Source organism: Curtobacterium sp. WHRI 8282 (assembly GCF_040223925.2).
In the GTDB taxonomy this organism is placed as follows: Bacteria; Actinomycetota; Actinomycetes; order Actinomycetales; family Microbacteriaceae; genus Curtobacterium; species Curtobacterium flaccumfaciens.
The window spans coordinates 53,826-80,127 of record NZ_JBEHCD020000005.1; the positions used below are offsets into that span (position 1 = coordinate 53,826).

21 protein-coding genes are annotated in these 26,302 nt (G+C 71.4%); 7 read left to right on the top strand and 14 right to left on the bottom strand.

Annotated features, from left to right (window positions below):
- Positions 1–142 precede the first annotated feature (142 nt).
- Together ABRP24_RS16135 and ABRP24_RS16140 are read left to right on the top strand one after the other, a co-directional pair.
- Positions 143–505 (top strand): hypothetical protein, encoded by a 363-nt coding sequence (locus tag ABRP24_RS16135; RefSeq protein WP_111022117.1) that lies wholly within the window; start codon positions 143–145, stop codon positions 503–505.
- Between the two features lie 114 nt (positions 506–619).
- Positions 620–1,426 carry an isocitrate lyase/phosphoenolpyruvate mutase family protein gene (locus tag ABRP24_RS16140; RefSeq protein WP_232749863.1) on the top strand — a complete coding sequence of 269 codons (807 nt, stop codon included), beginning with the start codon at positions 620–622 and terminating at the stop codon, positions 1,424–1,426.
- A 102-nt stretch (positions 1,427–1,528) separates the two neighbouring features.
- Here ABRP24_RS16140 and ABRP24_RS16145 read toward each other — a convergent pair whose 3' ends face one another.
- The 11 genes from ABRP24_RS16145 to ABRP24_RS16195 form a co-directional block, all read right to left on the bottom strand.
- Positions 1,529–2,449, bottom strand: coding sequence for a glycoside hydrolase family 16 protein (locus ABRP24_RS16145; RefSeq protein WP_349849538.1), 921 nt, complete (start codon positions 2,447–2,449; stop codon positions 1,529–1,531).
- Between the two features lie 291 nt (positions 2,450–2,740).
- On the bottom strand, positions 2,741–3,934 hold the full coding sequence (locus ABRP24_RS16150) for an alpha-hydroxy acid oxidase (protein ID WP_110862347.1): 1,194 nt from the start codon (positions 3,932–3,934) through the stop codon (positions 2,741–2,743).
- A 128-nt stretch (positions 3,935–4,062) separates the two neighbouring features.
- Positions 4,063–5,550, bottom strand: coding sequence for a rhamnulokinase family protein (locus ABRP24_RS16155; RefSeq protein ID WP_349849536.1), 1,488 nt, complete (start codon positions 5,548–5,550; stop codon positions 4,063–4,065).
- Between the two features lie 33 nt (positions 5,551–5,583).
- A complete protein-coding gene (locus tag ABRP24_RS16160) occupies positions 5,584–7,632 on the bottom strand; it encodes a bifunctional aldolase/short-chain dehydrogenase (protein ID WP_349849557.1) in 2,049 nt (682 codons plus the stop codon).
- A gap of 40 nt (positions 7,633–7,672) precedes the next feature.
- Entirely contained in the window at positions 7,673–8,845 is a 1,173-nt protein-coding gene (gene rhaI / locus ABRP24_RS16165; protein ID WP_349849534.1) for an L-rhamnose isomerase, read from the bottom strand.
- A gap of 176 nt (positions 8,846–9,021) precedes the next feature.
- Positions 9,022–11,340 (bottom strand): family 78 glycoside hydrolase catalytic domain, encoded by a 2,319-nt coding sequence (locus tag ABRP24_RS16170; RefSeq protein WP_349849532.1) that lies wholly within the window; start codon positions 11,338–11,340, stop codon positions 9,022–9,024.
- 119 nt (positions 11,341–11,459) lie between these two features.
- The gene (locus ABRP24_RS16175) at positions 11,460–12,335 is read right to left on the bottom strand and encodes a carbohydrate ABC transporter permease (protein WP_349849555.1); all 876 of its coding nucleotides are present in this window, start codon (positions 12,333–12,335) and stop codon (positions 11,460–11,462) included.
- Between the two features lie 5 nt (positions 12,336–12,340).
- Positions 12,341–13,273: a carbohydrate ABC transporter permease gene (locus ABRP24_RS16180; protein WP_035809020.1), complete on the bottom strand. Its 933-nt coding sequence runs from the start codon at positions 13,271–13,273 to the stop codon at positions 12,341–12,343.
- Between the two features lie 5 nt (positions 13,274–13,278).
- Positions 13,279–14,598 carry an ABC transporter substrate-binding protein gene (locus tag ABRP24_RS16185; protein WP_349849530.1) on the bottom strand — a complete coding sequence of 440 codons (1,320 nt, stop codon included), beginning with the start codon at positions 14,596–14,598 and terminating at the stop codon, positions 13,279–13,281.
- A 456-nt stretch (positions 14,599–15,054) separates the two neighbouring features.
- Complete coding sequence (locus tag ABRP24_RS16190; protein WP_051596868.1) at positions 15,055–16,161, bottom strand: LacI family DNA-binding transcriptional regulator; 1,107 nt, start codon at positions 16,159–16,161, stop codon at positions 15,055–15,057.
- Between the two features lie 43 nt (positions 16,162–16,204).
- Positions 16,205–17,215 carry a LacI family DNA-binding transcriptional regulator gene (locus ABRP24_RS16195; protein WP_349849527.1) on the bottom strand — a complete coding sequence of 337 codons (1,011 nt, stop codon included), beginning with the start codon at positions 17,213–17,215 and terminating at the stop codon, positions 16,205–16,207.
- 494 nt (positions 17,216–17,709) lie between these two features.
- On the opposite strand from ABRP24_RS16195, the gene ABRP24_RS16200 reads away from it, so the two are divergent.
- The 4 genes from ABRP24_RS16200 (at position 17,710) to ABRP24_RS16215 (ending at position 21,693) form a co-directional block, all read left to right on the top strand.
- A complete protein-coding gene (locus ABRP24_RS16200; protein ID WP_349849525.1) occupies positions 17,710–19,065 on the top strand; it encodes an MFS transporter in 1,356 nt (451 codons plus the stop codon).
- Entirely contained in the window at positions 19,062–19,403 is a 342-nt protein-coding gene (locus ABRP24_RS16205; RefSeq protein ID WP_071247715.1) for an L-rhamnose mutarotase, read from the top strand. Before ABRP24_RS16200 ends, ABRP24_RS16205 begins: the two co-directional genes overlap by 4 nt.
- A 118-nt stretch (positions 19,404–19,521) precedes the next feature.
- Positions 19,522–20,454 (top strand): metallophosphoesterase, encoded by a 933-nt coding sequence (locus tag ABRP24_RS16210; protein WP_349849522.1) that lies wholly within the window; start codon positions 19,522–19,524, stop codon positions 20,452–20,454.
- Positions 20,455–20,631: 177 nt separating this feature from the next.
- Positions 20,632–21,693, top strand: a complete 1,062-nt coding sequence (locus ABRP24_RS16215) for an NADP-dependent oxidoreductase (protein ID WP_051596869.1) — start codon at positions 20,632–20,634, stop codon at positions 21,691–21,693.
- A 52-nt stretch (positions 21,694–21,745) separates the two neighbouring features.
- Here ABRP24_RS16215 and ABRP24_RS16220 read toward each other — a convergent pair whose 3' ends face one another.
- Genes ABRP24_RS16220 through ABRP24_RS16230 form a run of 3 tightly spaced genes read right to left on the bottom strand, consistent with a single transcriptional unit; the run spans position 21,746 to position 24,685 of the window.
- Positions 21,746–22,606 (bottom strand): ABC transporter permease, encoded by an 861-nt coding sequence (locus tag ABRP24_RS16220; RefSeq protein WP_027466217.1) that lies wholly within the window; start codon positions 22,604–22,606, stop codon positions 21,746–21,748.
- Positions 22,593–23,570, bottom strand: a complete 978-nt coding sequence (locus ABRP24_RS16225; protein ID WP_349849552.1) for an ATP-binding cassette domain-containing protein — start codon at positions 23,568–23,570, stop codon at positions 22,593–22,595. The genes ABRP24_RS16220 and ABRP24_RS16225 overlap by 14 nt, the downstream gene beginning before the upstream one ends.
- A 38-nt stretch (positions 23,571–23,608) precedes the next feature.
- The gene (locus ABRP24_RS16230) at positions 23,609–24,685 is read right to left on the bottom strand and encodes an outer membrane lipoprotein carrier protein LolA (RefSeq protein ID WP_349849519.1); all 1,077 of its coding nucleotides are present in this window, start codon (positions 24,683–24,685) and stop codon (positions 23,609–23,611) included.
- Positions 24,686–24,810: 125 nt separating this feature from the next.
- Here ABRP24_RS16230 and ABRP24_RS16235 point away from each other — a divergent pair, with 125 nt between their 5' ends.
- Entirely contained in the window at positions 24,811–26,292 is a 1,482-nt protein-coding gene (locus tag ABRP24_RS16235; protein ID WP_349849517.1) for an FGGY family carbohydrate kinase, read from the top strand.
- Positions 26,293–26,302: the final 10 nt, after the last annotated feature.

The window sequence follows — 26,302 nt, forward strand, 5'->3', positions numbered from 1 at the left end:
CTGGTGCGTCGCAGATCGCGGCGCCTTTTACCTCAGTGATCGAGACCATACACGGACTGCCCGCTCGAGGAAAGTCCGCGGTCGGAGCCCTCGACCGTTGACGCAGTTCGAGGTGGGAGGTGGCAGGACCTACCCTGGACGGATGCTCTCCCGCCGCGAAGCCGCCGTCCGGCTCGACATCCCCCTCGAGATGGCGACCCGCCACGGCATCCCGTCGCGCCTGAGCGAAGCGGAGCTCGACGCGATCGAGCAGGACCCGCCCGCCTGGCTCGTGCAGTCCCGCGCCAACCGCACCGGCACCAAGAAGGTCTGGACGCGCCTGGAGTGCGTGGTCTGCGGCTTCGACGAAGAGGCGCGCCCGAAGAAGTGGTGGCCCGAATGGGACTACCTGATGTGCGACTACCACGCCCCGTACCAGGCGCCCGAGCCCACCGCCGGCCTGACGCGGCGTGAGGTCGAGGGCATCGGCAGCCGCTTCATCGCGCTCGTCGACGAGAAGCTCTGAGCAGCAGCACGATGCGCCTGCTGAGCAGGTCTCCTCTCCCCGAGGGCTGAGCGGCCCCACCGCGTCGTCCGGAATCCGCCAGCTCGTCCGCGCTCGGAGCGCTGGGATCGAGGGGTGAACACGACTTCGACCAGAGCCGCCACCTTCCACGGACTCCACGACCACCCATCCCGGCCACTCGTCCTCGTCAACGTCTGGGACGCCGCGAGCGCCCGACTCGTCGAGGACGCCGGCGCGACCGCGATCGCCACGACCAGTGCGGGCGTCGCCTGGTCACTCGGGCGACCGGACGGCAACACCCTGACCCGGGCGGAAGCGATGGACGCGGTCGCGCGGATCGCGGCTTCGGTGTCGGTGCCGGTCACCGTCGACCTCGAGTCCGGGTACGCCGACGACGCGGACGGTGTGGCGCGCACGGTGGACGCGGTGCTCGAAGCGGGCGCCGTCGGGATCAACATCGAGGACGGCAGGTTGCATCCGGATGCGCTCGCCGACCGCATCGGGGCGGCCCGGCGCGCGGCGGAACGAGCCGGGGTGCGCCTGTTCGTCAACGCACGGACCGACGTCCACCTCGCCGGTCTCGTCGATCCCGAACGACGCCTGGCCGAGACGCTCGAGCGTGCTCGTCGCTACCGCGGAGCCGGCGCGGACGGCGTGTTCGTCCCCGGAGTCCGAGACGTCGAGACCATCCGCGCGCTGGTGGAGTCGATCGATGGCCCGGTGAACGTGATGGCCGGTCCGGGGTCGCCGACCGTGTCGGAACTCGCCGGGATCGGTGTGGCCCGCATCAGTCTCGGTTCCGCCGTCGCGCAGGCCGCGTACGCCGTCGCTCGGCAGGCCACGGCCGAACTCCTGACCACCGGCACCTACGACTCGCTGGCGGCCGGGGTGGACTACGCGGACCTGAACGCGCTCTTCTGAGCGGCGCGCGTGACGCCCGGAACATGACCACGCAGACGGACGGGAGGCCCGGTGCCAGCTGGCACCGGGCCTCCCGTCGGCCGTGTCGTGGACCTGCGGACGCTACTCGGTCGTCGAGACCCAGTCGATGAGCAGGTTGCCCTTCTCGCCCCAGTTGCCGACCTGGAACATGAAGCGGTGCGGGGTCGTCGGCACGTCGTGCGTGATCGTGCCGAGGACCTTGCCGTCGACGCTGTAGGTGACGGACTGACCGGGGACCCAGTCGACCTTGTAGGTGTGCCAGTCGCGCCACGAGACGCCGGTGCCGAGCTGGACGCGCTCGGCTTCCTTGCCCGGGGTCATCGAGTGGTGGAACACCGAGGGGCTGTCCTCGAAGTTGCCCTCGGGGAAGTCGATCTCGCCGTCGGCCCACACGTTCGACGTCGGCCACAGCATGAAGGCCGCGCCGTTGCCGTCGCCGCCGGTCGCCTTCGCGCGGACCGAGAACGACCCGCCGACGTGGTCCCAGGCGCCGTCGGAGGAGCCGAAGGTGCCGGCCGCTCCGGCACCGGTGCCGAGGGCGACGTCCATCACGCCGTCGTGCACCGACACGGTCTTGCTCGGCGCGTAGATGCCCGAGGTGCCGTCGGGGTAGGCCTGCCACGACTGCGGGTACAGCGACGAGACCAGGCCCGTGACGGCGTCCTTGCTGAAGTCCTCGACGAACGAGGCGTCCGGTGCGATCGCGGACAGGTCCGCGAGGGATCCCTCCGCTTCGGGCGCCGCTTCCGGCGCGGCCTCGGCGACGGGGGCGGAGTCCTCGATCGGCGCGGAGTCCTGCTCGGGCTCCGCATCCGGGGTCCACTCGTCGGTGGGGGCCGGGGTCTCCGTCTCGTCCGGGGCCGGCGTCGGGTTCACCGGGGCGTTGTGCCAGCGGCGTTCGCCGTCCCAACCCCACCAGGTGCGGGCGGAGGCGGCGGTGGGGACACCGAGGACCAGGGCGCCCGCGGTCGCGACCGCCAGGATCGCGCGGTGGCGGATCATCGGGTGCCCCCTCGGGTGGTCGGGGGTGTGGACGTGGTCCGTGTGGTCGTGCCGCGCGAGGGCGTGCACGTGCTTCGGGTCGAGATGTCGGGCTCCTCGTGGATGCTCGGGCGCAGGATGCGGGGAGGGACGGACGCATCAGCCGGCCGGATGCCGAGGGTTTCGTTGACACGTCCACGGACATCTTGCATCATTTGTGACCCGTTCGGGGGGCGTCACGGAAATCGACCGACGAACGCCCGGTGTCCGACCGTCGAACGTGCACGGTGCAACGCGCGACGAGCCGACGGGTCAGACCCGGGGGATCGGCTGCAACCGCTGCAGCTGCGTCACGTGCCCCGGCTCGAGCTCGTCGAGCGAGGCGACCCCGAGCAGCCGCATGGTCCGCTCGATCTGCTCGGACAGGATCTGGATCATCCGGTCCACCCCGGCCTCGCCGCCGGCCATCAGCCCGTACAGGTAGGCGCGGCCGACCATCGTGAACTTCGCGCCGAGGGCCACGGCAGCCACGATGTCGGCGCCGGACATGATGCCCGTGTCGAGGTGCACCTCGGTGTCCTTCCCGACCTCCTTGACCACGGAGGGCAGCAGGTGGAAGGGGACGGGGGCGCGGTCCAGCTGTCGCCCGCCGTGGTTCGACAGCGTGATGCCGTCGACGCCCAGGTCGGCCAGGCGCTTGGCGTCGGCCAGCGACTGCACGCCCTTGACGACGACCTTGCCCTGCCACTGGTCACGGATCCAGGCGAGGTCCTCGTAGGTGACGGTCGGGTCGAACATGTGGTCGAGCAGCTCGCCGACGGTGCCGGACCAGCGGTCGAGCGACGCGAACGCCAGCGGCTCGGTGGTCAGGAAGTCGAACCACCACCAGGGCCGCGGGATCGCGTTCACCACGGTCCGGGCACTCAGCTGCGGCGGGATCGAGAACCCGTTCCGCTTGTCCCGCAGCCGCGCACCCGCGACGGGGACGTCCACGGTGACGAGCAGGGTGTCGAAGCCGGCCTGCTGGGCGCGGGAGACCAGCGCCATCGACTTCTCGCGGTCCTTCCACATGTACAGCTGGAACCAGTTGCGCCCGTGCGGGTTGGCGTCGCGGACGTCCTCGATCGCGGTGGTGCCCATCGTGGAGAGCGAGAACGGGATGCCGGCACGTCCGGCTGCCCGGGCGCCAGCCCGCTCGCCCTCGGTCTGCATCATCCGCGTGAAGCCCGTCGGCGCGATGCCGAACGGGTACGACACCGGCGCGCCGAGCACCTGGCGCGAGGTGTCCACCCTCGAGACGTCGCGCAGGATCGCCGGGGTGAACTCGATGTCCTCGAACGCCTGCCGCGCGCGGGCCAGGGAGATCTCCGCCTCGGCCGCGCCCTCGGTGTAGTCGAACGCGGCCTTCGGGGTTCGGCGGGCGGCGATGTCCCGCAGGTCCCAGATCGTCAAGGCCTGTTCGAGGCGCTGACGTCGACCCGGCAGCGAGGGCTTCTTGAACTGCATGAGCGGCGCGAGGTCCCGCACCGTCGGCAGCTGCCGCTTGACCCGCGTGCGAGCGGCGGAGGCGGACCCGGTCGCGGGCGCCGGTGCGCCGGTTGCGGGGTCGATCCGGTGCTGGTCGTCGGTCGTGGTCATGCGTGGCTCCTGACGGGGGATCGATCGGGATCGACGCGCGACGACGCCGACGGGGTGTACCGCACGGGCTCGACGCTCCGTGCGACGATGCTGCGGAGTGCCTCCAGTGAAGCCCCTCCGAGGCCCGCGAGTCCGACGGCGCGCGCCTGCACCAGCACGTTGCCGAGTGCGGTGGCCTCGACCGGGCCGGCCACGACCGGCAGGCCGGTGCGGTCCGCGGTCAGCTGGCAGAGCAGCCGGTTCTGCGAGCCGCCGCCCACGACGTGCACGACCCGGATGGCCTTGCCGGTCACGTCGGCGATGGTGCGCAGGGTCTCGGCGTACGCCGTCGCGAGCGACTCGAGGATGCTCCGGACGAACTCCGCGCGCGACGCGGGGGCGCTCAGCCCGTGCGCCGCGCACCACGCGGCGATCCGCGCCGGCATGTCGCCGGGTGCCGTGAACGACTCGTCCGCGGGGTCGAAGACGGGGACCGGGGCGGTGACGGCCGCGGCGGAGGCGAGCAGGGCCTCCAGGTCGACGTGGTCGCCACCGCGCTCCCAGGTACGGACGCTCTCCGACAGCAACCACAGTCCGGACACGTTCTTCAGGAACCGGACGCGGCCGTCGACACCGCCCTCGTTCGTGCAGTTCGCGCGTCGTGCCGCGTCCGACAGGACGGGCGCGTCGAGCTCGACGCCGACGAGCGACCACGTGCCCGACGAGATGTAGGCGAAGTCCGGCTCCGTCGCGGGGACCGCGACGACGGCGCTCGCCGTGTCGTGCGAGCCGACCAGCGTCACGTCGGCCTGCCCGCCGACGAGCGCGGCGACGGACGGCAGCAGGGGGCCGAGTCGGTCGCCCGGGTCGCGCAGCGTGGGCAGCAGCCCGGCCGGGAGGCCCGCAGCAGCCCGCACCGCCGGGTCCCACCCACGGGTGGTCGCGTTCAGGGCCCCGGTCGTCGAGGCGTTCGTACGCTCGGCCGCCTCGACCCCCGTCAGCCAGTACCCGAGCAGGTCGGGCACGAGCAGCGCACGCTGCGCGAGCCGCAGCGACGGGTCGGCAGCCCACTGGAACAGGGTGTTGAACGGCAGGTGCTGCAGACCGTTCCGGGCGTACAGCTCGGCGGCGGCCATCCGGTCGTGCACGGGGACGACACCGCCCTGGTGCCGGTCGTCGCGGTAGTGCGACGGCAGCCCGAGCAGACGGCCGTCGCGGAGCAGGCCGTAGTCGACCGCCCACGAGTCGATGCCGATGCTGGCGATCGCGGGGTGCTCGGCGAACGCACGCCGCAGCCCCTCGGTCACCTGCCGGTACAGCTCGACGACGTCCCAGTGCAGGGCGTCGCGGCCGGTGTCGGCGTCGCCCTCGTGCAGGGTGACGGGGCCGTTCGGGAACCGCGCGAGGTGGTCCATCCGGACCCCGTCCGGGTCGACGTGGCCGACGATCACCCGGCCGCTGGTGGCCCCGAGGTCGACCGCGGCGACGCTGCCGCTGGTGTGCATGCTCTGCTCCTGCTCGGTGTTCGTCGGTCGTCGCTATCGCAGGAAGGCCGCGGCGACACCGGCGTCGACGGGCACGTGCAGGCCGGTGGTGTGCGAGAAGTCGTCGGTGCAGATGGCGTAGACGGCGTTCGCGACGTTCTCGGGCACGACCTCGCGCTTCAGGATCGTGCGCTGCGCGTAGAACTTGCCGAGGTCCTGCTCCTCGATGCCGTACGTCTTGGCGCGGTTGGCGCCCCAGCCGCTCGCGAAGATGCCGGAGCCGCGCACGACCCCGTCGGGGTTGATGCCGTTGACGCGGACGCCGTGCTCACCGAGCTCGGCCGCGAGCAACCGCACCTGGTGGGCCTGGTCGGCCTTCGTGGCGGAGTAGGCGATGTTGTTCGGGCCGGCGAACACCGAGTTCTTCGACGAGATGTACACGATGTCGCCGCCGAGGCCCTGCTCGATGAGGACCTTCGCCGCCGCCTTGGACACCAGGAACGAGCCCTTCGCCATGACGTCGTGCTGCAGGTCCCAGTCCTGTTCGGTGGTGTCGAGCAGGCTCTTCGACAGGCTCAGGCCGGCGTTGTTCACGACGAGGTCGAGACCGCCGAAGTGCAGCAGCGTCTGCTGGATCGCCTGCTCGATGTCCGCTGCCGAGGTCACGTTCGCCGCGACGCCGATGGCCTGGTCCAGGCCGCCGATCTCGGCTGCCGCAGCGGTGGCCTTCTCGAGGTCGAGGTCGGCGATGACGACGGCGGCGCCCTCGGCCGCCAGGCGCTTCGCGATCGCCTTGCCGATTCCGGACGCTGCCCCGGTGACCAGGGCGATGCGCGTCGCGAGCTTCCTGGGTGCGGGCATCCGTTGCAGCTTCGCCTCTTCGAGGGCCCAGTACTCGATCCGGAACTTCTCGGCCTCGTCGATGGGGGCGTAGGTGCTGACCGACTCGGCACCGCGCATCACGTTGATCGCGTTGATGTAGAACTCCCCGGCGACCCGGGCGGTCTGGGCGTCCTTGCCGTACGAGAACATCCCGACGCCGGGGACCAGCACGATGAGCGGGTCGGCGCCGCGGATCGCGGGGGAGTCCGGTGTCCGGTGCCGGTCGTAGTAGGCCTGGTAGTCCGCGCGGTACTGCTCGTGCAGTTCGTGCAGGCGGGCGGTGTGCTCGTCGACGCTCGCCGAGGCCGGCAGGTCGAGGATGAGCGGCTTCACCTTGGTGCGCAGGAAGTGGTCCGGGCAGCTGGTGCCGAGGGCCGCGAGCCCTTCGGCGCGCTCGCTCGCCAGGAACTCGAGCACGACGTCGCTGTCGGTGAAGTGCCCGACGACCGGCTTGTCGTGCCCGGCGATGCCGCGGATCGTCGGGGCGAGGGCGGCGGCGCGTGCGTGACGTTCGTCGGTCGGCAGTGCTTCGAAACCCGCTCGGACGCCGCCGAACGGGTCGGCCGTGCCGTGCTCCGCGAGGTACCGCTCGGCGGTGTCGATGATCCAGCGGGAGTTGCCTTGCGCCTCGTCGCTCGTGTCCCCCCACGCGGTGATGCCGTGGCCGCCCAGGATCGTGCCGATCGCCTGCGGGTGGTCTCGCTTGACGCCTGCGATGTCGAGCCCGAGCTGGAACCCGGGCCGGCGCCAGGGCACCCAGACGACCCGGTCGCCGAAGATCCGCTCGGTCAGGGCCGGACCGTCCGCCGCGGTGGCGATCGCGATGCCGGCGTCGGGGTGCAGGTGGTCGACGTGGGCCGCGTCGACGAGGGCGTGCATCGCGGTGTCGATCGACGGCGCGGCACCGCCCTTGCCGTGCAGCGTGTAGTCGAAGGCGGCGACCATCTCGTCCTCGCGCTCCACCCCGGGGTAGACGTCCTGGAGGGCACGGACGCGGTCGACGCGCAGGACCGCGAGGCCCGCCGGGGTGAGGGTGCCGAGGTCGCCCCCGGAGCCCTTCACCCAGAGCAGCTCGACCGGTTCGCCCGTGACGGGGTCGGTGTCGGTGCCCTTGGCGGAGGTGTTCCCGCCCGCGTAGTTCGTGATCCGCGGATCCGAGCCGAGCGCGTTCGAGCGCGCGACCAGCGCCCGGATCGTGGTGTCTGCGTCGGTGCCGTGCATTGCGGGGTCCACCCGTGCCTCCACTGTGTTCGTCATGTTCCTACGCGCCCCAGCCGGCCTGGACGCCGCCGACGCGGTCCTCGGCGATCGACTGCTGGTACCCGGACTCCAGGTAGGCGCGCATCGGGTTCGCCGGCAGCCCGCGGGACTCGCGCCACTCGGCCAGGTCCTTCCGGACGTCGGTCTGGTACGCGTCCATGAAGACCTCGTTCGCGCCGAGGACGTCGTGGGCCTCCTGCGCGGCGGTCAGTGCGACGCGGTCGAGGAGCAGCGCGCGGGCCGTCATCTCCTGCACGTTGAGCACCGAGCGGATCTGGCCGGGGATCTTGTCCTCGACGTTGTGGCACTGGTCGAGCATGAACGCCACGTCGGGGTTGTCGTAGCCGCCGCCGCGGATGACCTCGACCAGGATCCGGAACAGCTGGAACGGGTCCGCGGCGCCCACGATCAGGTCGTCGTCGGCGTAGAAGCGCGAGTTGAAGTCGAACGAACCGAGCTTGCCGAGGCGCAGGAGCTGCATCACGATGAACTCGATGTTCGTGCCGGGGGCGTGGTGCCCGGTGTCGAGGCAGACCATCGCCTTCGGCCCGAGTGCCGCCGTCTGCACGTAGCTGGTGCCCCAGTCGGGGACGTCCGTGTGGTAGAACGACGGCTCGAAGAACTTGTACTCGAGCACGAGCCGCTGGTCGGCACCGAGGCGGTCGTAGATCGTCGAGAGCGACTCGTGCAGGCGGTCCTGGCGGGAGCGCATGTCCTCTTGACCGGGGTAGTTCGAGCCCTCGGCGAGCCAGATCTTCAGGTCGCGGCTGCCGGTGGCGTCCATCACGTCGATGCAGCGCAGGTGGTGGTCGATCGCCTTCTGCCGGATCGTCTCGTCGACGTGGGTCAGGGCGCCGAACTTGAAGTCGTCGTCCTGGAACGTGTTCGAGTTGACGGTGCCGAGCGACACCCCGTGCTCCTCGGCGTGGCGCTTGAGGTCGGCGAAGTCGTCCACCAGGTCCCACGGGATGTGCAGCGCGACGCTGGGGGCCAGGCCGGTGTACTCGTGCACCTGGGCGGCGTCGGCGATCTTCTCGTACGGGTCGCGCGGGGTACCCGGCGTGCTGAACACCTTGAAGCGGGTGCCGGAGTTGCCGAAGGCCCAGCTGGGCAGCTCGATCTGCTGTCGTGCCAGCTGGTCGGCGATGCCGGCGAAGCTCGGGGTCGATGTCATCGTGTCACTTCCTCGTGTGCGATTGAATCGTTTCATACAGTACGGCGCGCGGCGGGCTGCCGCAACCGTGGTGGTGCCGTGGTGCCGTTGGTGCCGCAAAACACCGGTGTTCACGTGTTGAACACGCGCGTTCGGGGGTTCGACGCGCGAACACCGGTGTTTTGCGAGCCAGGGGCCTACCCGGCGGGGACCGCGGCGGGGGCGCGGAGGTCGTGCGTTCCGCCGCCGACCTGCTGCTCGGGCGCACCCGGCAGGCGCACCACGGCCGAGACGCCCTCGGGCACGGTCGCCCGGACGCGCAACTCCCCGTCGACGAGCTCCCACCGCACGGCGACGTGCCCGTGCACCGTGTCGAGCGAGGTCTCCGCCCACGTCAGCCCACCGCCCGGCTGCGGCGCGATCAGGACGGCCGAGTACCCCGGCGACAGCGGCGACAGGCCACCCACCACCCGGTGCATCCAGTCCGCCACGGCTCCGAGTGCGTAGTGGTTGAACGAGGTCATCTCACCCGGGTTGATCGTGCCGTCCGGCAGCATCGAGTCCCACCGCTCCCACACCGTCGTCGCGCCCATCGTCACCGGGTACAGCCACGACGGGCACTCCGTCTGCAGCAGCAGCCGGTAGGCGTCCTCCAGGTGGCCCGTCTGCGTCAGCGCGTCGGTGATGAACGGGGTCCCGGCGAAGCCCGTCGAGATCCGGTACCCGGACGCCTCGACCAGCTCGGCGAGACGCTCGCCGGCCACGGCCTGCTCCTGCTCGGACAGGATCCCGAACACGATCGCCAGCGTGTACACCGTGGTCGCGTCCGACAGGATCCGCCCGTCGTCCTGCAGGTAGTGGGTGCGGAACCCGGCCTGGAGGCGCGTGGCGAGTTCCCGGAACTCCGCTGCTTCCGCCTCGTGACCGCCCAACAGCTCCGCCGCGTCCGCCACGATCGTCGCGGACCGGTAGGCGCAGATCGTCGCGACGACGCCCTTGTCGGCCTTCGCGTCGGCCGGGGCCTCGGGAGGGGCGTCCGGGTCGAGCCAGTCGCCGAACTGGAACACGGTGTCCCACAGGTCCTCCGGGGACAGGTGGTCACGGACCCGGCGCAGGTGTGCGGCCATCGAGTCGAACTGCTCCTCGAGCACCGCGGTGTCGCCGTACGCCTGGTACAGCGTCCACGGCACCCAGACGCCGGCGTCCGACCACACGGCGGTCGCGTCGGGCGTGCCGAAGTCCTCGGCGGGGGAGTACTTCAGCACGTCCGGCACCACGAACGGGATGACCCCGTCGGCGTGCTGCTGCTCGAGCCAGACGTCGCGCAGCCAGTCGGCCAGGAACGTCCGCGTGTCGAACAGGTACGAGGCCGTCGGGGCGAACGCGGCGATGTCACCCGTCCAGCCGAGTCGCTCGTCGCGCTGCGGGCAGTCCGTCGGCACGCTCAGGAAGTTGCCCTGCATGCCCCGGACGACGTTGTCGTGGAAGGTGTTCAGCAGCTCGTGGCTCGACGCGAACGTGCCGGTGCGGGTGAGGTCCGACCCGACCTGCACGGCGGTGACCGCGGCGCGGAGTTCGTCGTGGGTGCCCGGCCAGCCGTCGACCTGCGCGTACCGGAACCCGTGGAAGGTGAACCGGGGCTCGAACGTCTCGGGCTCGTCGTCACCGCGCAGGGTGAAGTGGTCCGTCGCCTTCGCGGTGCGCAAGGGGCGGGTGCCGAGCTCGTCGTGCTCGAGCACCTCGGCGTGCTGCAGGGTGAGCACGGTGCCGGCCGGGCCGGTCGCGGTGACCCGGAGCCACCCGACCAGGTTCACGCCGAAGTCGAGCAGGGTCGCTCCCGACGGGCTCGTCCAGATCGCCACCGGGGCGATCTCGGCGAGCGGGCGCACCGGCGGCACCGTGTCGGCGACGAGTTCGCGCTCGCCGATGTCGACCGTGTGCACCGTGCTCGTCCGCCCCCGGTGCCCGTCGACGCTGGGCACGGTGACCTCGCCCGGCGTCAGGAACGAGCCGTCGCGGAGTCGGGCGTCGATGTCCTGCCCGTCGTAGAGCTGGTCCGCGGTGATCGCGCTCGACAGGGCCTGCCAGTCGGTGTCGGTCGTGACGTGCTGCTCGTGCCCGTCGGCGAACGTGATCCGGAGCTCGGCGAACCCGGCACGCTCGTCGGTGTACCAGCCGCCACCGCCGCCCCAGGCCAGTCGTCCGGCGGCCCAGCCGTTGCCGATGACGAGCGCGAGCACGGCAGGCTGGCCGGGGAGCGTGTCGGACAGGTGCTCGGTGACGTCGTGCGAGACGACGCGGATGCGCCACTCGTAGCTCGTCCACCCCGGTTCGAGCAGGTGGTCGGAGACGTGCTGCCCGCCGAGCCAGGCCTCGACGACGCCGAGGGCGCTGACGTCGAGGGTGGCGGCGGTGACGGCGCCGTGGCCGTCGTCGAGGGGGAACTCCCGACGCAGGATCGGGGCGCTGCCGAGGTCGGTGTCGGCCGCGATGAACGGTGCGGTCCAGGTGGTCATGTGGTGGTCCTTTCACGCGACCGGTCGTCGTCGACCGGTGCGGGGGTCGTGGGCCCGGCCGTCCGCCCGGCTGGGCGGTGTGGCGGAGGCGGGTCGCGCCTCCAGGCCGGGGTGGGCGGTCAGCCCTTGACGGCGCCGCTGGTCATGCCGGCGACGATCTGACGGTTGAAGAAGACGTAGAGGATCAGCGGCGGGATCGTGATGAGCAGCACGTCGGTGAACAGCAAGTTCAGCTGGCTGACCGACTGGCTCTGGAACGCGTAGAGCGTCTGCTGCACGGTCGCGTTCTCGGACCCCGGCAGGAAGTACAGCGGGTTCGTGAAGTCGTTGAACACCGTCACCGACTGCACGAGCACGACCGTGATGATCACCGGCTTGAGCAGCGGCAGCACCACCCCGAAGAACAGGCGGACCGGGCCGGCGCCGTCGAGCACGGCGGCCTCGTCGAGCTCCTTCGGGATCGTCGCGACGAACGCCCGGAACAGCAGGATGCAGAACGACAGGCCGAAGGTCGCCTCGATCAGGACCATCCCGCCCATGGTCTTGAACAGGTTGAGCCCCTGCAGCACCCAGATGGTCGGCACGATCGCCGGCGGCACGATGAGCCCCGCCAGCACGAAGAAGTTGATCAGGCCGTTCCACTTGCTCGGCCGCCGCTGCAGGACGTACCCGACCATCGCGGAGAACACGACCATGACGGTGACGCTGCCGACGGTGAGCAGTGCGCTGTTCCAGAACGCGCGCAGGATCCCGCCGTCGCCGCTCTGGAACACCGCCTGCAGGTTCTGCCACAGCTGCCAGTCGGTCGGCAGGCTGAAGCCGAGCTGGTTCGCCTCGGCGGGGTTCTTCGCGGCCTGGAGCAGGACGAAGACGAACGGCACCAGGAACACGACGAAGCTGACGACGATGGCGATCGAGCCGATGATCCACCGGCGGGCACGCCCGGGGTGGCGGTTCCGGGTCGCCGGGCCAGCCGTCCGACGGGTGCTGCCGATTGCGGTCACAGCTCTGCCTCCTTGCGGTTGAGGAGCCACGAGACGGGGACCATGATCGCCGTGACGACGACGAACAGGACCACGTTGCCGGCGGTGGACAGGCCGTAGAACCCGGCCTGGTACTGCTTGTAGATCACGCTCGCGATCACGTCGCTCGTGAAGCCCGGCCCGCCGCCGGTCATCGCCCAGATCAGGTCGAACGACCGCAGGCCGCCGATGAGCGACAGGATGATGACGGTGCCCATCGCGGGGCGGGACAGCGGCAACGTGATGTTCCGGAAGATCGACCACGCGCTCGCGCCGTCGACCCGTGCCGCCTCGAAGTACTCCTGCGGGATCGCCACGATGCCGGCGATGAAGATGAGCGTCGCGATGCCGACGCCCTTCCAGACGTCCACCGCGGCGACGCTCCACAGTGCGAGCGCCGGGTCGGTCAGCCACCCGGGGGTGGGCAGGCCGACCGAACCCAGCACGCCGTTGATGATCCCGTGGAACGGGTCCATCAGCGCCTTGAACGTGATGCCGATGCCGATGGTCGACACGAGCACCGGGAAGAACACGACCGCCCGCAGGTAGCCGCGCCCCAGCACGGGCGACGTGAGGAGCAGGGCGAGGGCGAGTCCGAGGACCACCTTCGCCGCGCTCGTCACGAAGCCGTACTGGAAGGTGTGCACGAACCCGGAGACGAGCTGCGGGTCCTGGAAGAACCGGACGAAGTTGTCGAAGCCGATGAAGGTCTGGTCGAACAGCGTCCAGCGGGTGAGCGAGAAGTAGAACCCGGCGAACGTCGGGACCGCGAAGAACACGACGTACAGCGCGATCGCGGGGATGAAGAACCACGCGGGGTAGAACGAGCGCATCCGCTTGCGCGCTGGTCCGGGGCGGCCGGCCTTGCGTGTCTGCGGCGGGGCCACCGCCGTCGTGAGGGTCGCGGTCACACCGATCACCAGCCCTTGATGCCGAGCTGCTGTGCCTGCTGGACGACGTCGTCGTCGTACTGGTCGGCGCCCTTGCTCGCGGTGGTGATGCCCGAGCCGACCTGCACGCAGATCTTCTCGAGGTTCGGGCCCTTGATCGGGGACAGGAACTCGAGCGCGGGGCTCGCCTTGCCGTCGTCCAGGTACTTCTGCAGGTCGTCGATCATCGGGGGCACGTCGTCCGGCAGCGAGCACGTCGAGATGACGTACGGGCCGGCGGGGGTGCCGGTGTCGTTCTGCACCTGGCAGCCCTCGGTGGAGTTCGCGAAGGCGATGAACTTCTTCGCCGCCGCCAGCTTGTCGCCCGTGGTCGTCTTCGGGATGTACAGGCCGTTCGGCTCCCAGATCGTCAGGTTCGTGTCCGCGGCGTCCTCGGCCGGCAGGGCGAACGCGCCGATGTCGTCGACGGCGTCGGGGGAGTCCTGCTGGATCGCGGAGATCGCGTTCGTGAGCATCGGGTACTGCGCACCGGTGCCGTCGGCCAGCATCTTCAGGCCGTTCGCCTGCGTGGCCGAGGCGTAGTCCTCGTTGTAGAGGTCCTTGTCCTTGCCCTCGGCGAGGTGCTCGAACCCGGCGAGTGCGGGTTCGTCGGCGTAGGACTCCTTGTTGGCGGTGTAGTCGTCCGCCCACTTCTCGTCCTGTGCGGTGATGTTCGCGAAGTCGCCGAGGACGAACAGCTGGCTGGTCCAGGTGTCGCCGTAGGTCTGGATGATCGGGGCGACGTCGCCGGCGTCCTTGATCTTCTCGCTGTTGCTGACGAACTCGTCCCAGGTGGTCGGGACCTTGAGGCCGAGGTCGTCGTAGACCTTCGTGTTGTAGAGCACCGCACCGCCGAAGCTCGTGCCGAACGGGGCGCCGTACATGCCCTTGTCGGTGCTGACGACCTTGGTGAACTGCGGGTCGACGTCGCCCGCCCACTTCTCGTCGGACAGGTCCACCAGGGTGTTGTCCGGGTTGAGGGCCTGCATGAGCGAGCCGGAGTTGTAGTTGAAGACGTCGGCGGCCTCGCCGGTCGACAGCCGGGTCTTGATCAGGTTGTCGCCGTCGGTGCCCTGGGGGCGGGTGTCGAACTTGACGGTGATGTCGGGGTTGGCCTTCTCGAAGGCCTCGATGAGCGGCTTCGCGGTGGCCGCGGTGGCCGGGGCGTTGTCGGCCTGGTAGGTGATCTCGACCTTGCCGCCACCTTCGTCGGCGGAGCCGCCGGACGAGCACGCGGCGAGCCCGCCGATCAGGACCGTCGCGCCGCCGATGGCGATCGCGCGCTTGGTCATGGAACGAACTGACATTCCTTACCTCCTCGTAAGGCCCGGGGCTGGGGTACCCCGGGTGAAACGGACCCGGATCCCGCGCCGTCGCGGGGTCCGGTCACTGCGTTTTAGAACGTTTCAATCAGGATGGAACCACGCGGATTGAAGCGTGTCAATCGCTGTGCCGATTTCGTTACGCGATCCCGCAGAGCGGGCTCGACCTCGCACCGAACCGACCTGCGGTGCTGCACCGTGCGGTGGTCGCGCCGCCCGCCGCCCGGGAGGCCCGTGCCGGCCCGGCCCCGCGCCTCCCGCCCGGCGTCCGGTCGCGTCCGCGGGCCGGCGTCGCCTCCTGCGCGTCGGCCCGGCCCACAGCCCGCTGCCCGCGAAAGCGACAGTGCGCCGCCGAACGTTCGCGCCGATCTGTCGCTCTGGCGGACCGGACGGCGTGGCCACCTGCGGATGTGTCGCTCTCGCGGGTTGGTCCGCCGCCGGTCAGGCCTCGGTGCGCCTCGGGTCGCTCGACGTGATCGTGCCCGCGACGGCGGCCGCGGCGGCTGCTGCGGCCGCGCCCTCGCGACCGAGCGTGCTCTCGCGCGGCACCAGCTCGCTGCCGAGCACGACGGTCCGGTGCACGTGCATCGGGTCGGTGAGTTCCTCGAGCAGCAGTTCCACCGCGGCCGCACCCATCTCCGAGCCGTGCATCGTCACCGAGGTCAGCGGCACCGCACCACCCCACGCCACGGAGTTGTGGTCGCAGCCCGACACGGGGATGTCCTCGGGGACGCGGATCCCGGCGGCTCGGAGCTCGGAGACGACGGCCATCGCGAGCAGGTCGGTCACACCCAGCACCCCGTCGGGGCGTTCGTCCTCGGGCATCCGGGCGATGCGGAGCCCGGCGTCGGTGCCACCCGGCGGGTCGATGTCCCCGGCGTCGACGTCGACGAGCTCGACCCCGGGATGCGCCGCGACGGCCCGCAGCACGCCGGCCCGTCGTCGGTCGACGGGCTGCAGGTCCGGACGGGCGCTCACGAACCCGATGCGTCGGCAGCCTCGGTCGATCAGGTGCTCGGTCGCCAGGAACCCGGCCTGCTCGTTGTCCACGACCACCGCGCACGCGTCGAGTTCGGTCGGTTCGTAGTTGACGTACACGACGGGCCGACCGTGGCGCCGCGCGACCTCGACCTGGTCGCGGGACTCCGTCATCGAGGCGAGCAGGATCCCCGACACCCGGGCGCTCTCGAGGTAGGCGAGGTGTTCGCCCTGCGCCTGCAGGTCGTCCTCGCTGCTGGCGATCAGCAGGGTGAAGCCGCGTTCCCGTGCGGCCAGCTGTGCGCCGTTGACCATGTCGCTGAACAGGGAGTTCCGCAGCGACATCACCACCAGGCCGATCGCGCGCGTGCTGCCGGACACCAGCGCCCGGGCGTTGCGGTTCGGCGTGTACCCGAGCGCGTCGATCGCGTCCCGCACGCGTGCGGCGGTCGCGTCGGCGACCCGCTCGGGATGGTTCAGGACGTTCGAGACGGTCGCGAGCGAGACCCCGGCCCGGGCTGCGACGTGGTGCACGCTCGGCGGACCGTCGCGCCGGGGGACATGCACCATGCTCCGATCGTAGGCGGCGGGGGACCCCTGTCCGGACCGCGCCCTAGGCGTCGGCGACGGAGGACTGCCGCACCACGAGCTCCGGTGTGAACTCCACGTGCTCGAGGTCGATGTCCTGCCCCTGCTCGACCTGCTTCGTCAGGAGTTTGATCGCGCGACGACCGAGGTCCTGCGCGGGCTGCCGCACCGACGTCAGCGGGACCACGGCGGACTCGGCGAACGCGATGTCGTCGTAGCCGACGATGGCGATCTGCTCGGGCACCGCGATGGTGCCGCGCATGATGAAGGCCTGTTCGAGCCCGACGGCGAGCAGGTCGTTGGCGGCGAAGACGGCGTCCGGGCGTTCGGCGGCCGGCCGTGCCTGGATCGCTTCGCCGATGCGGCGCCCCTCGAGCACGGACAGCGAGGTGGTCGGCAGGGCTTCGAGCCGGATGCCCGCGGCCTGTGCGGCGGCGAGTGCCCCGGCGTGCCGGTCGGCGACCTGGCGGATGCCGAACGGGCCACCGACGAAGGCGATGTGGGTGCGGCCGATCGCCGCGAGGTGCTCGACCGCGATGCGACCACCGGCGATGTCGTCGACCGAGACCGAGGCGAAGTGCTCGTCGTCGGCGCGGCGGTCCACCAGCACCACGGCGGTGCCCTGGTCACGCAGCCGCGCGAGGCGGGACAGGTCGTCCCCGGCGGGGGAGATCAGGAGTCCGGCGACACGGCGTTCCTCGAACAGGTCGACGTAGGTGCGTTCGCGGTCGGTCGACTCGTCGGAGTTGCCGATCAGCACCGCGAGGCCGTTGTCCATCGCGGCGTCCTCGGCACCCCGGGCGACGTCGGTGAAGAACGGGTTGCCGCCGTCGAGCACGATGAGCCCGACGGTGGAGCTGCGTCCGGCCCGGAGCTGCCGTGCGGAGTCGTTGCGGACGAACCCGAGCGTCGCGATCGCCGACTGCACGCGTTCCACCGTGCCGGGAGCGACCTTGTCAGGGCGGTTCAGCACGTTCGACACCGTGCCGAGGGACACCCCCGCGAGCGCTGCCACCTCTCGCACACTGACCGCCATGTGGCCATCCTGGCATCGGCGCGGTCCGCGCGGTCGGCCCGCGCCGTGATCTGTGGAAAACGCGGACGGGAGGCGCGGGGCGGGCTGGTGCCGGGCCTCCCGTCCGTGGGGTGATCGCGTCGACTGCCCCGCGCACGGTGCGAGGCGTGAGGCTGGTGCGAGCCGCGCGGCTGGTGCGAGGTTCCGCACTCGGTGCGGGGTGGAAAGGCTCGCACGGAGTGCGCAACCTCGCACGGGGCGAACGCCCCCTCGCACGGTGCGAGGCGGAACCTCGCACGGGGCGAACGCCCCCTCGCACGGTGCGAGGCGCGACCTCGCACGGGGCGAGCGCCCCCTCGCACGGTGCGGGCGCAACCTCGCGTGGGGTGAGCGCCCCTCGCACGGTGCGAGGAGCAGCCCGGCGAACCCCCTCTTGCCAGCGCGCACACCGGAGCGCTATCGTCCTCGTCGTCCCGTTGAAACGATTCACCGACGAACACGCGAACGGAGGACCAATGGCGGTCCGCATCGGAGCCCGGAACACCACGGGCTGGAAGGCCACCGTCTCGGTGGCCATGTCGAACTACATCGAGTCGGGGTCGATCATCGCGATCGCCACGAGCCTCAGCCTGTGGCAGGCGGAGTTCCGGATCGGCAACCTCGAGGTCGGCCTGCTCGCGAGCCTGTCCGCGAACGCCTTCGGTGCCGCCGTCGGCGCGATCGTCGGCGGACCGCTGTGCGACCGGTACGGCCGGAAGTTCATCTACACGTACGACCTGCTCCTCTACATGCTCGGCATCCTGCTCGCGGTGTTCGCCGGCAGCTACGGCATGCTCCTGGTCGGCTTCATCCTGACCGGCATCGCCGTCGGTGCGGGCGTCCCGGCGAGCTGGACCTACATCGCCGAGCAGGCCCCCGCGGACAAGCGTGCGGCCCACGTCGGCACGGCACAGCTCGCGTGGTCGATCGGGCCGATGGTCGGGTTCGCCCTGGCGATCGCCGCGGCACCGCTCGGCCTGCTCGGCAGCCGCCTCATCTTCGCCCACCTGTTCGTCGTCGCCGCGATCGTGTGGTGGCTCCGCCGCGGGCTGCCCGAGTCGGCGATCTGGAAGGACGAGCGCGCGGCCACCGGCACGGCGAACTTCTTCCACGGGATCACGCAGCTGTTCAGCCGCCGGAAGAACCTGACGGCGATGCTGTTCCTGTTCGGCGTCTACGCGCTCTGGAACACCGTCGCCGGGCAGGCCGGCATCTTCCAGCCCCGGGTGTACGCGGCGACCGGGGTCACGAGCGTCACCGAGCAGTACGGACTGCAGATCCTGGTCTGGGGCTGCACGGTGGCCGCGACGTACTTCGGCTTCATGCGGTACGCCGACCGGGTCAGCCGACGCGCGCTCTACGCCGCCGGTGCCGTGCTGGCGATCATCGCGTGGGCCGTGCTCATCTACGCGCCCGCCAACCTCGGCACCCTGCTGTTCTTCGCCGTGGCGTGGGGCATCTCGTCGGGCATCGGCGCGCAGGCGTTCTACGGCCTGTGGACGAGCGAGCTCTTCGCCACCCGGTACCGCGCCAGCGCCCAGGGCGTGCTGTTCCTGGCTGCCCGCGTCATGGTCGGACTGCTGAGCATCTGGTTCCCGCTGCTGCTGTCGGACATCGGGCTGCGGGCTCTCGGCGGCCTGATCCTCGGGCTCCTCGCGCTGTCGTTCCTGGTCGGCACGATCTGGGCGCCGCGCACCCAGGGCAAGACCCTCGAGGCGATCGAAGCCGAGCGCTACGGCACCGTCACCACGGTCACCGGGACGGTCCGCACCGCCGACGAGCGAACCGTCCACGACGCCGAGCAGCGTCGCCGCGAACAGGCCGGCCGGTGACCCGCGTCTGCTTCCGGCTGCAGGTGCAGGTCGAGCTGCTCGACGCCTACCGCGAGCGGCACGCCGCCGTGTGGCCGGCGATGCTCCGGGCGATCGCGGCGGCGGGGCGGCGGAACTACTCGCTGTTCCTCGACGACGACGGGCTGCTCATCGGGTACTACGAGACGGACTCGGTGGCCGATGCGGACGCCGCGCTCGCCGCGTCCGAGGTGGCCACGGCGTGGGAGGCGCACATGCAGGACCTCTTCGCCGGGGCCACCGGGCGCGCCGACCAGACGGCGCGGGTGCTGCCCGAGGTGTTCAACCTCGAGGACCAGCTGGCCGCAGCACCGGACTGACGGCCGGACGCGGACTTCGTGAGCAGGAATGGTCGGGTCCGCTGGCGCGACCCGACCATTCCTGCTCACCAAGTGCCCGCAGCACCGGACTGACGGGGGCCGTGGCTACCGTGGACGCATGCAGCCGCCAGCAGCCGGGACCCTCCGCATCCTCCACCTCTCCGACACCCACCTGACCGGCGACGGAGCCCTGCACCAGGGCGCGGTCGACACCACGGCCGCGCTCGAACGACTGCTCGCCCACGTCGACCAGGTGCCCGGCATCGGGCTGGTGGTCGTCTCCGGCGACGTCTCCGAGGACGGCACCCCCGAGTCCTACGCGACCGTGCGGGACCGCGTCGGCGTCTGGGCGGAGCGGCACGGTGGGGCCTTCGTCGCGGTCCCCGGCAACCACGACCTGCGCGAGGGGTTCCGGCAGGTCCTGGCGAACGGGCACGTCCTGGGTCAGGGCGGCACGGCGCTGATGCACACGATGGAGTACCTGCCGCCGACGGTGCCGGTCTCCGGGCAGTCGATCGTCGGCGGGCGCCGGATCGTGACCGTCGACACGAGCGTCCCGGGTGCCGGGTACGGCGAGCTCAGCGACACGGCGCTCGAGCACCTGCGCACAGTCCTGGCCGAAGACGCCCACAGCGGCCCGGACGACGCCCCGCACGGCACCGTCGTCGTCCTGCACCACCCGCCGCTGCCCGCTCCGACCGAGCTGCACGAGGCCCTCCGCCTGCAGAACCCCGAGGCGCTCGCCGACGTCATCCGTGGTTCCGACGTGCGGGTCGTTCTCGCCGGCCACTACCACCACCACTTCGCCGGGTCACTCGCGGGCGTCCCGGTCCTCGTCGCCCCCGGTGTCGCGAACGACACCGACGTCGTCGGGCCGTACGACGAGGAATCGGCCGTCGTCGACAGCGGCGCACTCGTCGTCGACGTCGCCGCGGACGGCTCCGTCTGGTCGACACCGGTCCGCGTGCCCCGGGGCGACGCCGACCCGCGGGCGTTCCGCCTCGACCCCGAGACGGTCCGCGCCGTCATCGCGGCCGCCGGCAAGCACTGAGCCCGGTCCCCACGCGCGGTGGACGCGCGTGACGACGGACTGGAGGCCCGTGGCGATGCCGCCACGGGCCTCCAGTCCGTCGTCTGGTCACGTCCACAGCCGCGGTACCCCACGTCTTCGGGTTGCGTGCGGGAACACCGAGTAGCACGGACGCACACCTGGAGCGAAGGAGCACCCATGCGAGTCGGCAGTGCAGTGCAGTACGACCGGTACGGCGACTTCGACGTCGTCGAGCTCGTCCCCCAGCAGAAGCCCGAGGCCGGACCGGGCGAGATCGTCGTCGAGATCGTGGCCGCGGGCCTGAACCACATCGAGCGGTTCCTGCGCGAGGGGAAGCTCCGCGACCACGTCGACCTCGAGTTCCCCGCACATCAGGGCGTCGACTTCGCCGGCATCGTGCGCGCGCGGGGCGACGGCGTGAAGGACCTCCGCATCGGCGACGAGGTGATGGGGCACGCGCCGACCGGCGGCGCCCACGCCACCTGGATCGCGGTGCCGCGCGGCGCCGTCATCAAGAAGCCGGAGCACGTCGGGTGGGAGGTCGCCGGCGGCCTGTACCTGGCGGGCTGCACCGCGGTGTCGGTCGTCCGGTCGCTCCGGCTCGGACCGCAGGACACCGTCGTGATCTCGGCCGCAGCCGGTGGCGTCGGACACATCGAGTGCCAGCTGGCGCACGACGCCGGCGCGACCGTGATCGCCCTCGGCAGCCCCCGCAACCACGACTACCTGCGACAGATCGGCACGCTGCCCGTCGCCTACGGTGAGGGCGAGGAGGACCGCATCCGCGACATCGCCGACGGTCGGCCGATCACCGCGTTCATCGACAACCACGGGGAGAGCAACGCCGAGCTGCTGGCCGAACGTCTCGGCGTCGGCCAGGAGCGGTTCGTGTCGTCGGAGGAGCGCCGGGACATCGAGGTCCGGTTCCTCCGTGCACCCGCCGAGGACGAGGAGACCCGCGAACTGCTCACCCTGCTGGCGAAGGCCGTGCAGGATCGCCGGGTGCAGGTCCTGATCTCGGGCTTCTACCCGTTCGAGTACATCGTCGAGGCGTACGAGGACCTGGCGGAGATGAAGTCCCGCGGCAAGGTCGTGATCGGGATGCAGACGGTGGAGACCGGGGCGCGGCTCGACTGGTACCGCTCCGAGAAGGCCCGTGACCTGCGCGACCGGTACGCCGATGCGCGGGGGACCGACACGGAGACGATGGCCGGCGGATCGGCGTCGCCCGCGAGCTGAGCGAGCGGAGCGTCGCAGGGGCCCGACACCTTCGTGCCGGGCCCCTGCGACGTCAGCTCAGGATGTCCTTGGAGGCGAACCGGCTGTACGCCAGCGCCCCGAACACCACGACGTACCCGAGCTGCAGCACCGCGTTCGACCCGAACGAGTCGAACGAGATCGGGTCGCGCAGCAGGTCACCGAACCCGAGCCACTGGTGCGAGAACAGGAACGGGTGCAGCCAGTCGAGCTGGGGGAGCTGGTCGAGCACCTGCGACGCCCCGGCGAGCACGACCGTCGCTGCCATGGCGCCGACCGGCACGTTCGTCAGCGTCGACGTGAACATGCCGATCGCCACGAGCCCGAGCATCGACATCGCGACGTACAGCGCGAGCAGCAGGGCACGGCCGGCGTACGACCAGCCGCCCACCTGGGTGCCGGACAGCAGCGTGACGGGGCCGATCGGGAACAGCACGGCGCCGATCGCCGCACCGACCAGCACCACCAGCAGGGTGGCGGCCAGGCAGAACGCGACGGCACCGGCGAACTTCACCAGGATGAACCGCACGCGGCCCGTCGGTGCGACGAGCAGGTAGCGGATCGTGCCGTGGCTGGCCTCGCCCGCGACGGTGTCACCGGCGACCACGCCGACGGTCAGCGGCAGGAACAGCGGGATCGACACGGTCAGCGCGGTGAACGCGACGAACAGGCCGTTGTTGGTGATGTCGCCGAGGAACGCCGGCCCGCCGTCGTCGCCGTCGGTGGTGAGCTTCACGGCGACCGCGATCAGGATCGGCACGAGCGCGAGTGCCCCGAGCATCGCCCAGGTGCGGCGACGCCGGAACACCAGCGCGAGTTCGGAACCGAGCAGTGCGAACGGGCGCTGCCGGCGGCGGACGGGCAGGTCGCGCACGGCCGCGTCAGGCTGCGACATCGAATCCCTCTCCGGTGAGTGCGACGAACAGGTCCTCGAGGGTGCCGCCGCCCACCGTCAGGCCGCGCACCCGGACGTCGGCGCGCACGAGCTCAGCGGTGATCGTCTCGGGCAGCAGCTCGTTCGGCAGGTCGGCCACCAGTACGTCGGCCCCGCCGTCGTGCCGCGGGGCGAGCCCGAGTCGGGTGAGGACGGAACCGGCCTGCCCGACGTCGGGCGTCCGCACGGTCACGGTCCGGGCCCCGGCTGCGCGGAGCTCGTCGAGGGGGCCCTGCGCGACGATCTTGCCGGTCCGCATGACGGCTGCGTGCGTGCAGACCTGTTCGATCTCGGCGAGCAGGTGGCTCGACACGAACACCGTGGTGCCGTCGTCGGCCAGGGAGCGGATGAGGTTGCGGACCTCGCGCGTGCCCTGCGGGTCGAGGCCGTTCGTTGGCTCGTCGAGCACCAGCAGGTCGCGCGGGGACAGCAGGGCGTTCGCGAGGCCGAGCCGCTGCTTCATGCCGAGGGAGTACGCGTGCGCCTTCTTGTCGGCCGCGTGGGTCAGCCCGACGCGGTCGAGGGCACCGGCCACGCGGGCCTTGCGGGTGCGCGGGTCCGAGGTGGGGTCGGCGGCGTCGAAGCGCTGCAGGTTGGCCCGGCCGGACAGGTACGGGTAGAAGGCCGGCCCCTCGACGAGCGCGCCGACGCGGGGCAGGACGTCGTGCAGCGCCTTCGGCATCGGTTCGCCGAGCAACTCGATGGTGCCGCCGCTCGCGCTCGAGAGCCCGAGCAGCATCCGGATCGTGGTGGTCTTGCCGGAACCGTTCGGCCCGAGGAACCCGAAGACCGCGCCACGTGGCACCGCCAGGTCGATCCCGTCGACCGCACGCTGCTTGCGGAACACCTTCTGGAGGCCCGTGGTGCGGATCGCCAGGTCGGACGCCGGTGCCGCCGTGCTCGCCCCGCGGTCGGCCGTGCTCACCTCGTGGTCGGCGGTGCGCACCTCGTGGTCGTCCGCGCTCACTTCGCGGCGTCGACCAGGGAGGCGACCGGCACAGCACCCGCGAGCACGCGGCCGTCGTCGGTCAGGTACACCGAGACGAGCGACGTCTGCACGGCACGGCCGCCGTCGACGGGCTTGGTCAGCTGGTCGAGCAGGCCGGAGGCCTCGCCCTCGAGCCCGGACCGGTCGACCGTGCCGGCGGGGAGCTCGGCGATGGTGCTCCAGCCCGTGCCGGTGAAGGTCGGCTCGTCACCGCTCGGGGTGCCACGGCGGTCGCCGTGCTCGCCCTTCGCGTGCGATCCGGCGTCGGACAGGTCCTTCTCGGTGACCTTTGCGTTCGACGGGGGGGTGAAGTCGAAGAGCCGCGCTGCCGGGGCGCCGTAGTCGAGGCTCGTGAACCCGACCTGCACCGCGGGGTCGTCCGCGCCTGCGGCCTGGACGCTCGCGCGGAGCGGGAGTCCGGTCTGCTGGTCGACGGCCAACCGGACGGCTCCGACGAGAGTGTCGGACGACTTCGGCGTCAGGGTGATCTGCCAGGCGTCGTGTCCGGCGACGCTGACCTCGGTCGGCTTCGACACGGTGGTGGTCGGGGTGATCGCGTCGATGGCCTGCTTCGCGATGTCGGCCGGGGTGGTCGCACCGTCCTGCGGGTCCTTCGCGGTGTCGCTCGGCAGGGTCACGTGCGTGGCCGTGCGCTCCTTCGAGTCCCAGGTCCAGACGTCGGAACCGTTGCGGACGACGTCCTGCTCGGCGAGCTGCTGCGTCAGCTGGACGCGCTGCTTGTCGGGGCCGTCGACGTAGACCCGGGCGGTGTGCGACGCGGTGAGCAGCCCGAGCACGTCGGAGGCGTCACCCTCGAGCGAGGAGCCGCCCGAACCCGTCGGCAGTTCGGGGAGGCCGAGCGCGCTCGTCTGCGAGAGCTTCCCCGAGTACCGGGCGTCCGACGACTTCGCGACGCTGGCGATGACGGCCGCCGCGCTGGGGTCCGTCCCCGCGATCGGGTCGTTCGCGGCGTTCGCGATCATCGGGGCGGCAACGGCGCCGGCGACGACGACCGGTGCGATGACGGCTGGCAGCCAGGCTGACTTCTTCATCGGGTTCCCCTCGTGGAGCGTTCGAGTCGTGGGTACCGTACGTCCGGCCCCCGACAGGCAGCTGGGCGTCGCTCGTAGACTCGTGGCGCGACCGACGGCGGTCGTGTGGCGGCGAAGGAGGCGGCATGCGAGCGGTGCTCGGTCTGGACATCGGGACGTCGAGCACGAAGGCGTTGCTGGCCCGGTTCGACGGCACCGTGCTCGCCGAGGTGAGCCGCCGACACGACGTCGACCGTCCCGAACAGGGCCTGGTCGAGATGGACTCCGCAGTCTGGTGGGAGGAGTTCACCGCCCTCACCCGCTCGCTGCTCGACCGCGTGCCCGACGTCGAGGTCCAGGCGGTCGGCGTGAGCGGCATCGGACCGTGCGCGCTGCTGACCGACGTCGACGGTGCGCCGCTCGGCCCGGCGATCCTGTACGGCATCGACACCCGCACGGCGACGCTGCTCGACGACGTCACGGCCGAGCTCGGCGGCGAGGGTGCGATCCGTGCCCGCTGCGGCTCCGCCCTGAGCACACAGGCCGCCGGCGTCAAGCTCGCCTGGCTCGCCCGGCACGGACCCGACGTCTGGGCGCGGGCTGCCCGCTTCACGATGCCGTCGTCCCGCGTGGTCGAGCGGCTGACGGGTGAGTACGTCCTCGACCACCACTCGGCCAGTCAGACGACACCCCTCTACGACGTGCACACGAACCGGTGGATCCCGGAGTGGTGCGACCGACTGGCGCCCGGTCTCGCCATGCCGCGCCTGCTGTGGTCGGGCGACCAGGCGGGCGTCGTGACACCCGACGCGGCCGCGGCCACGGGCCTCCCGGCCGGCATCCCCGTGACGGCCGGGACCATCGACGCCTGGGCCGAGGGTGTGAGCGTCGGTGAGTCCGTGCCGGGCCGGATGTTCCTGCAGTACGGAACCACGATGTTCATGATCGTTCCGACGGCCGAACCCACGGCGGTGCCGGGGATGTGGACGACCGTCGGCACGCACCCGGGCCAGCCGAGCGTGTCCGGGGGGATGGCGACCTCCGGGGCGATCACGGACTGGTTGCGACGGTTGGTCGACGGCGAGTGGTCGACCATGCTCGAGGAAGCGCGGTGCTCCGGCATCGGCGCGAACGGGCTGCTGATGCTGCCGTACTTCGCGGGGGAGCGGACGCCGATCGCCGACCCCGACGCCCGCGGGGTGCTCGCGGGACTGACGGTCCGGCACACGCGCGGGGACATCTACCGGGCGACGCTCGAGGCGACGGCGTACGCGGTACGGCACCACCTCGAGGCCCTGCGCGACGCCGGGGTCGAGGTCCGCGAACTCGTCGGGGCCGGCGGTGGGCTGCTCGGGCGGCTGTGGCCCACGATCGTGTCGGACGTCACCGGGCTGCGGCAGACGGTGCCGAGCGTGACGATCGGTGCGTGCTTCGGCTCGGCGTACCTGGCTGCCGAGCTGGTCGCGGGGCCGGGCGACACCGTGGACATCGGCGCGTGGAACCCGCCGGCGACGGTGATCGAGCCTGACCCTGCGGCGACCGCGGCGTACGAGGCCGGCTACCGGGACTACCGCGAGCTGTACGAGGCGACGAAGGCCGTCGTGCACCGCCTGGCCGCCCGCGGCTGAGCGGCGCGAG

What these genes read in the sequence shown, in the direction of transcription:
- ABRP24_RS16135 (WP_111022117.1), top strand. Translation starts at nt 143, where the DNA reads ATGCTCTCCCGCCGCGAAGCCGCCGTCCGGCTCGACATCCCCCTCGAG.
- ABRP24_RS16230 (WP_349849519.1), bottom strand. Translation starts at nt 24,685, where the DNA reads ATGAAGAAGTCAGCCTGGCTGCCAGCCGTCATCGCACCGGTCGTCGTC.
- ABRP24_RS16200 (WP_349849525.1), top strand. Translation starts at nt 17,710, where the DNA reads ATGGCGGTCCGCATCGGAGCCCGGAACACCACGGGCTGGAAGGCCACC.
- ABRP24_RS16195 (WP_349849527.1), bottom strand. Translation starts at nt 17,215, where the DNA reads ATGGCGGTCAGTGTGCGAGAGGTGGCAGCGCTCGCGGGGGTGTCCCTC.
- ABRP24_RS16190 (WP_051596868.1), bottom strand. Translation starts at nt 16,161, where the DNA reads ATGGTGCATGTCCCCCGGCGCGACGGTCCGCCGAGCGTGCACCACGTC.
- ABRP24_RS16145 (WP_349849538.1), bottom strand. Translation starts at nt 2,449, where the DNA reads ATGATCCGCCACCGCGCGATCCTGGCGGTCGCGACCGCGGGCGCCCTG.
- rhaI (WP_349849534.1), bottom strand. Translation starts at nt 8,845, where the DNA reads ATGACATCGACCCCGAGCTTCGCCGGCATCGCCGACCAGCTGGCACGA.
- ABRP24_RS16160 (WP_349849557.1), bottom strand. Translation starts at nt 7,632, where the DNA reads ATGCACGGCACCGACGCAGACACCACGATCCGGGCGCTGGTCGCGCGC.
- ABRP24_RS16155 (WP_349849536.1), bottom strand. Translation starts at nt 5,550, where the DNA reads ATGCACACCAGCGGCAGCGTCGCCGCGGTCGACCTCGGGGCCACCAGC.
- ABRP24_RS16210 (WP_349849522.1), top strand. Translation starts at nt 19,522, where the DNA reads ATGCAGCCGCCAGCAGCCGGGACCCTCCGCATCCTCCACCTCTCCGAC.
- ABRP24_RS16235 (WP_349849517.1), top strand. Translation starts at nt 24,811, where the DNA reads ATGCGAGCGGTGCTCGGTCTGGACATCGGGACGTCGAGCACGAAGGCG.
- ABRP24_RS16220 (WP_027466217.1), bottom strand. Translation starts at nt 22,606, where the DNA reads ATGTCGCAGCCTGACGCGGCCGTGCGCGACCTGCCCGTCCGCCGCCGG.
- ABRP24_RS16150 (WP_110862347.1), bottom strand. Translation starts at nt 3,934, where the DNA reads ATGCAGTTCAAGAAGCCCTCGCTGCCGGGTCGACGTCAGCGCCTCGAA.
- ABRP24_RS16215 (WP_051596869.1), top strand. Translation starts at nt 20,632, where the DNA reads ATGCGAGTCGGCAGTGCAGTGCAGTACGACCGGTACGGCGACTTCGAC.
- ABRP24_RS16185 (WP_349849530.1), bottom strand. Translation starts at nt 14,598, where the DNA reads ATGTCAGTTCGTTCCATGACCAAGCGCGCGATCGCCATCGGCGGCGCG.
- ABRP24_RS16170 (WP_349849532.1), bottom strand. Translation starts at nt 11,340, where the DNA reads ATGACCACCTGGACCGCACCGTTCATCGCGGCCGACACCGACCTCGGC.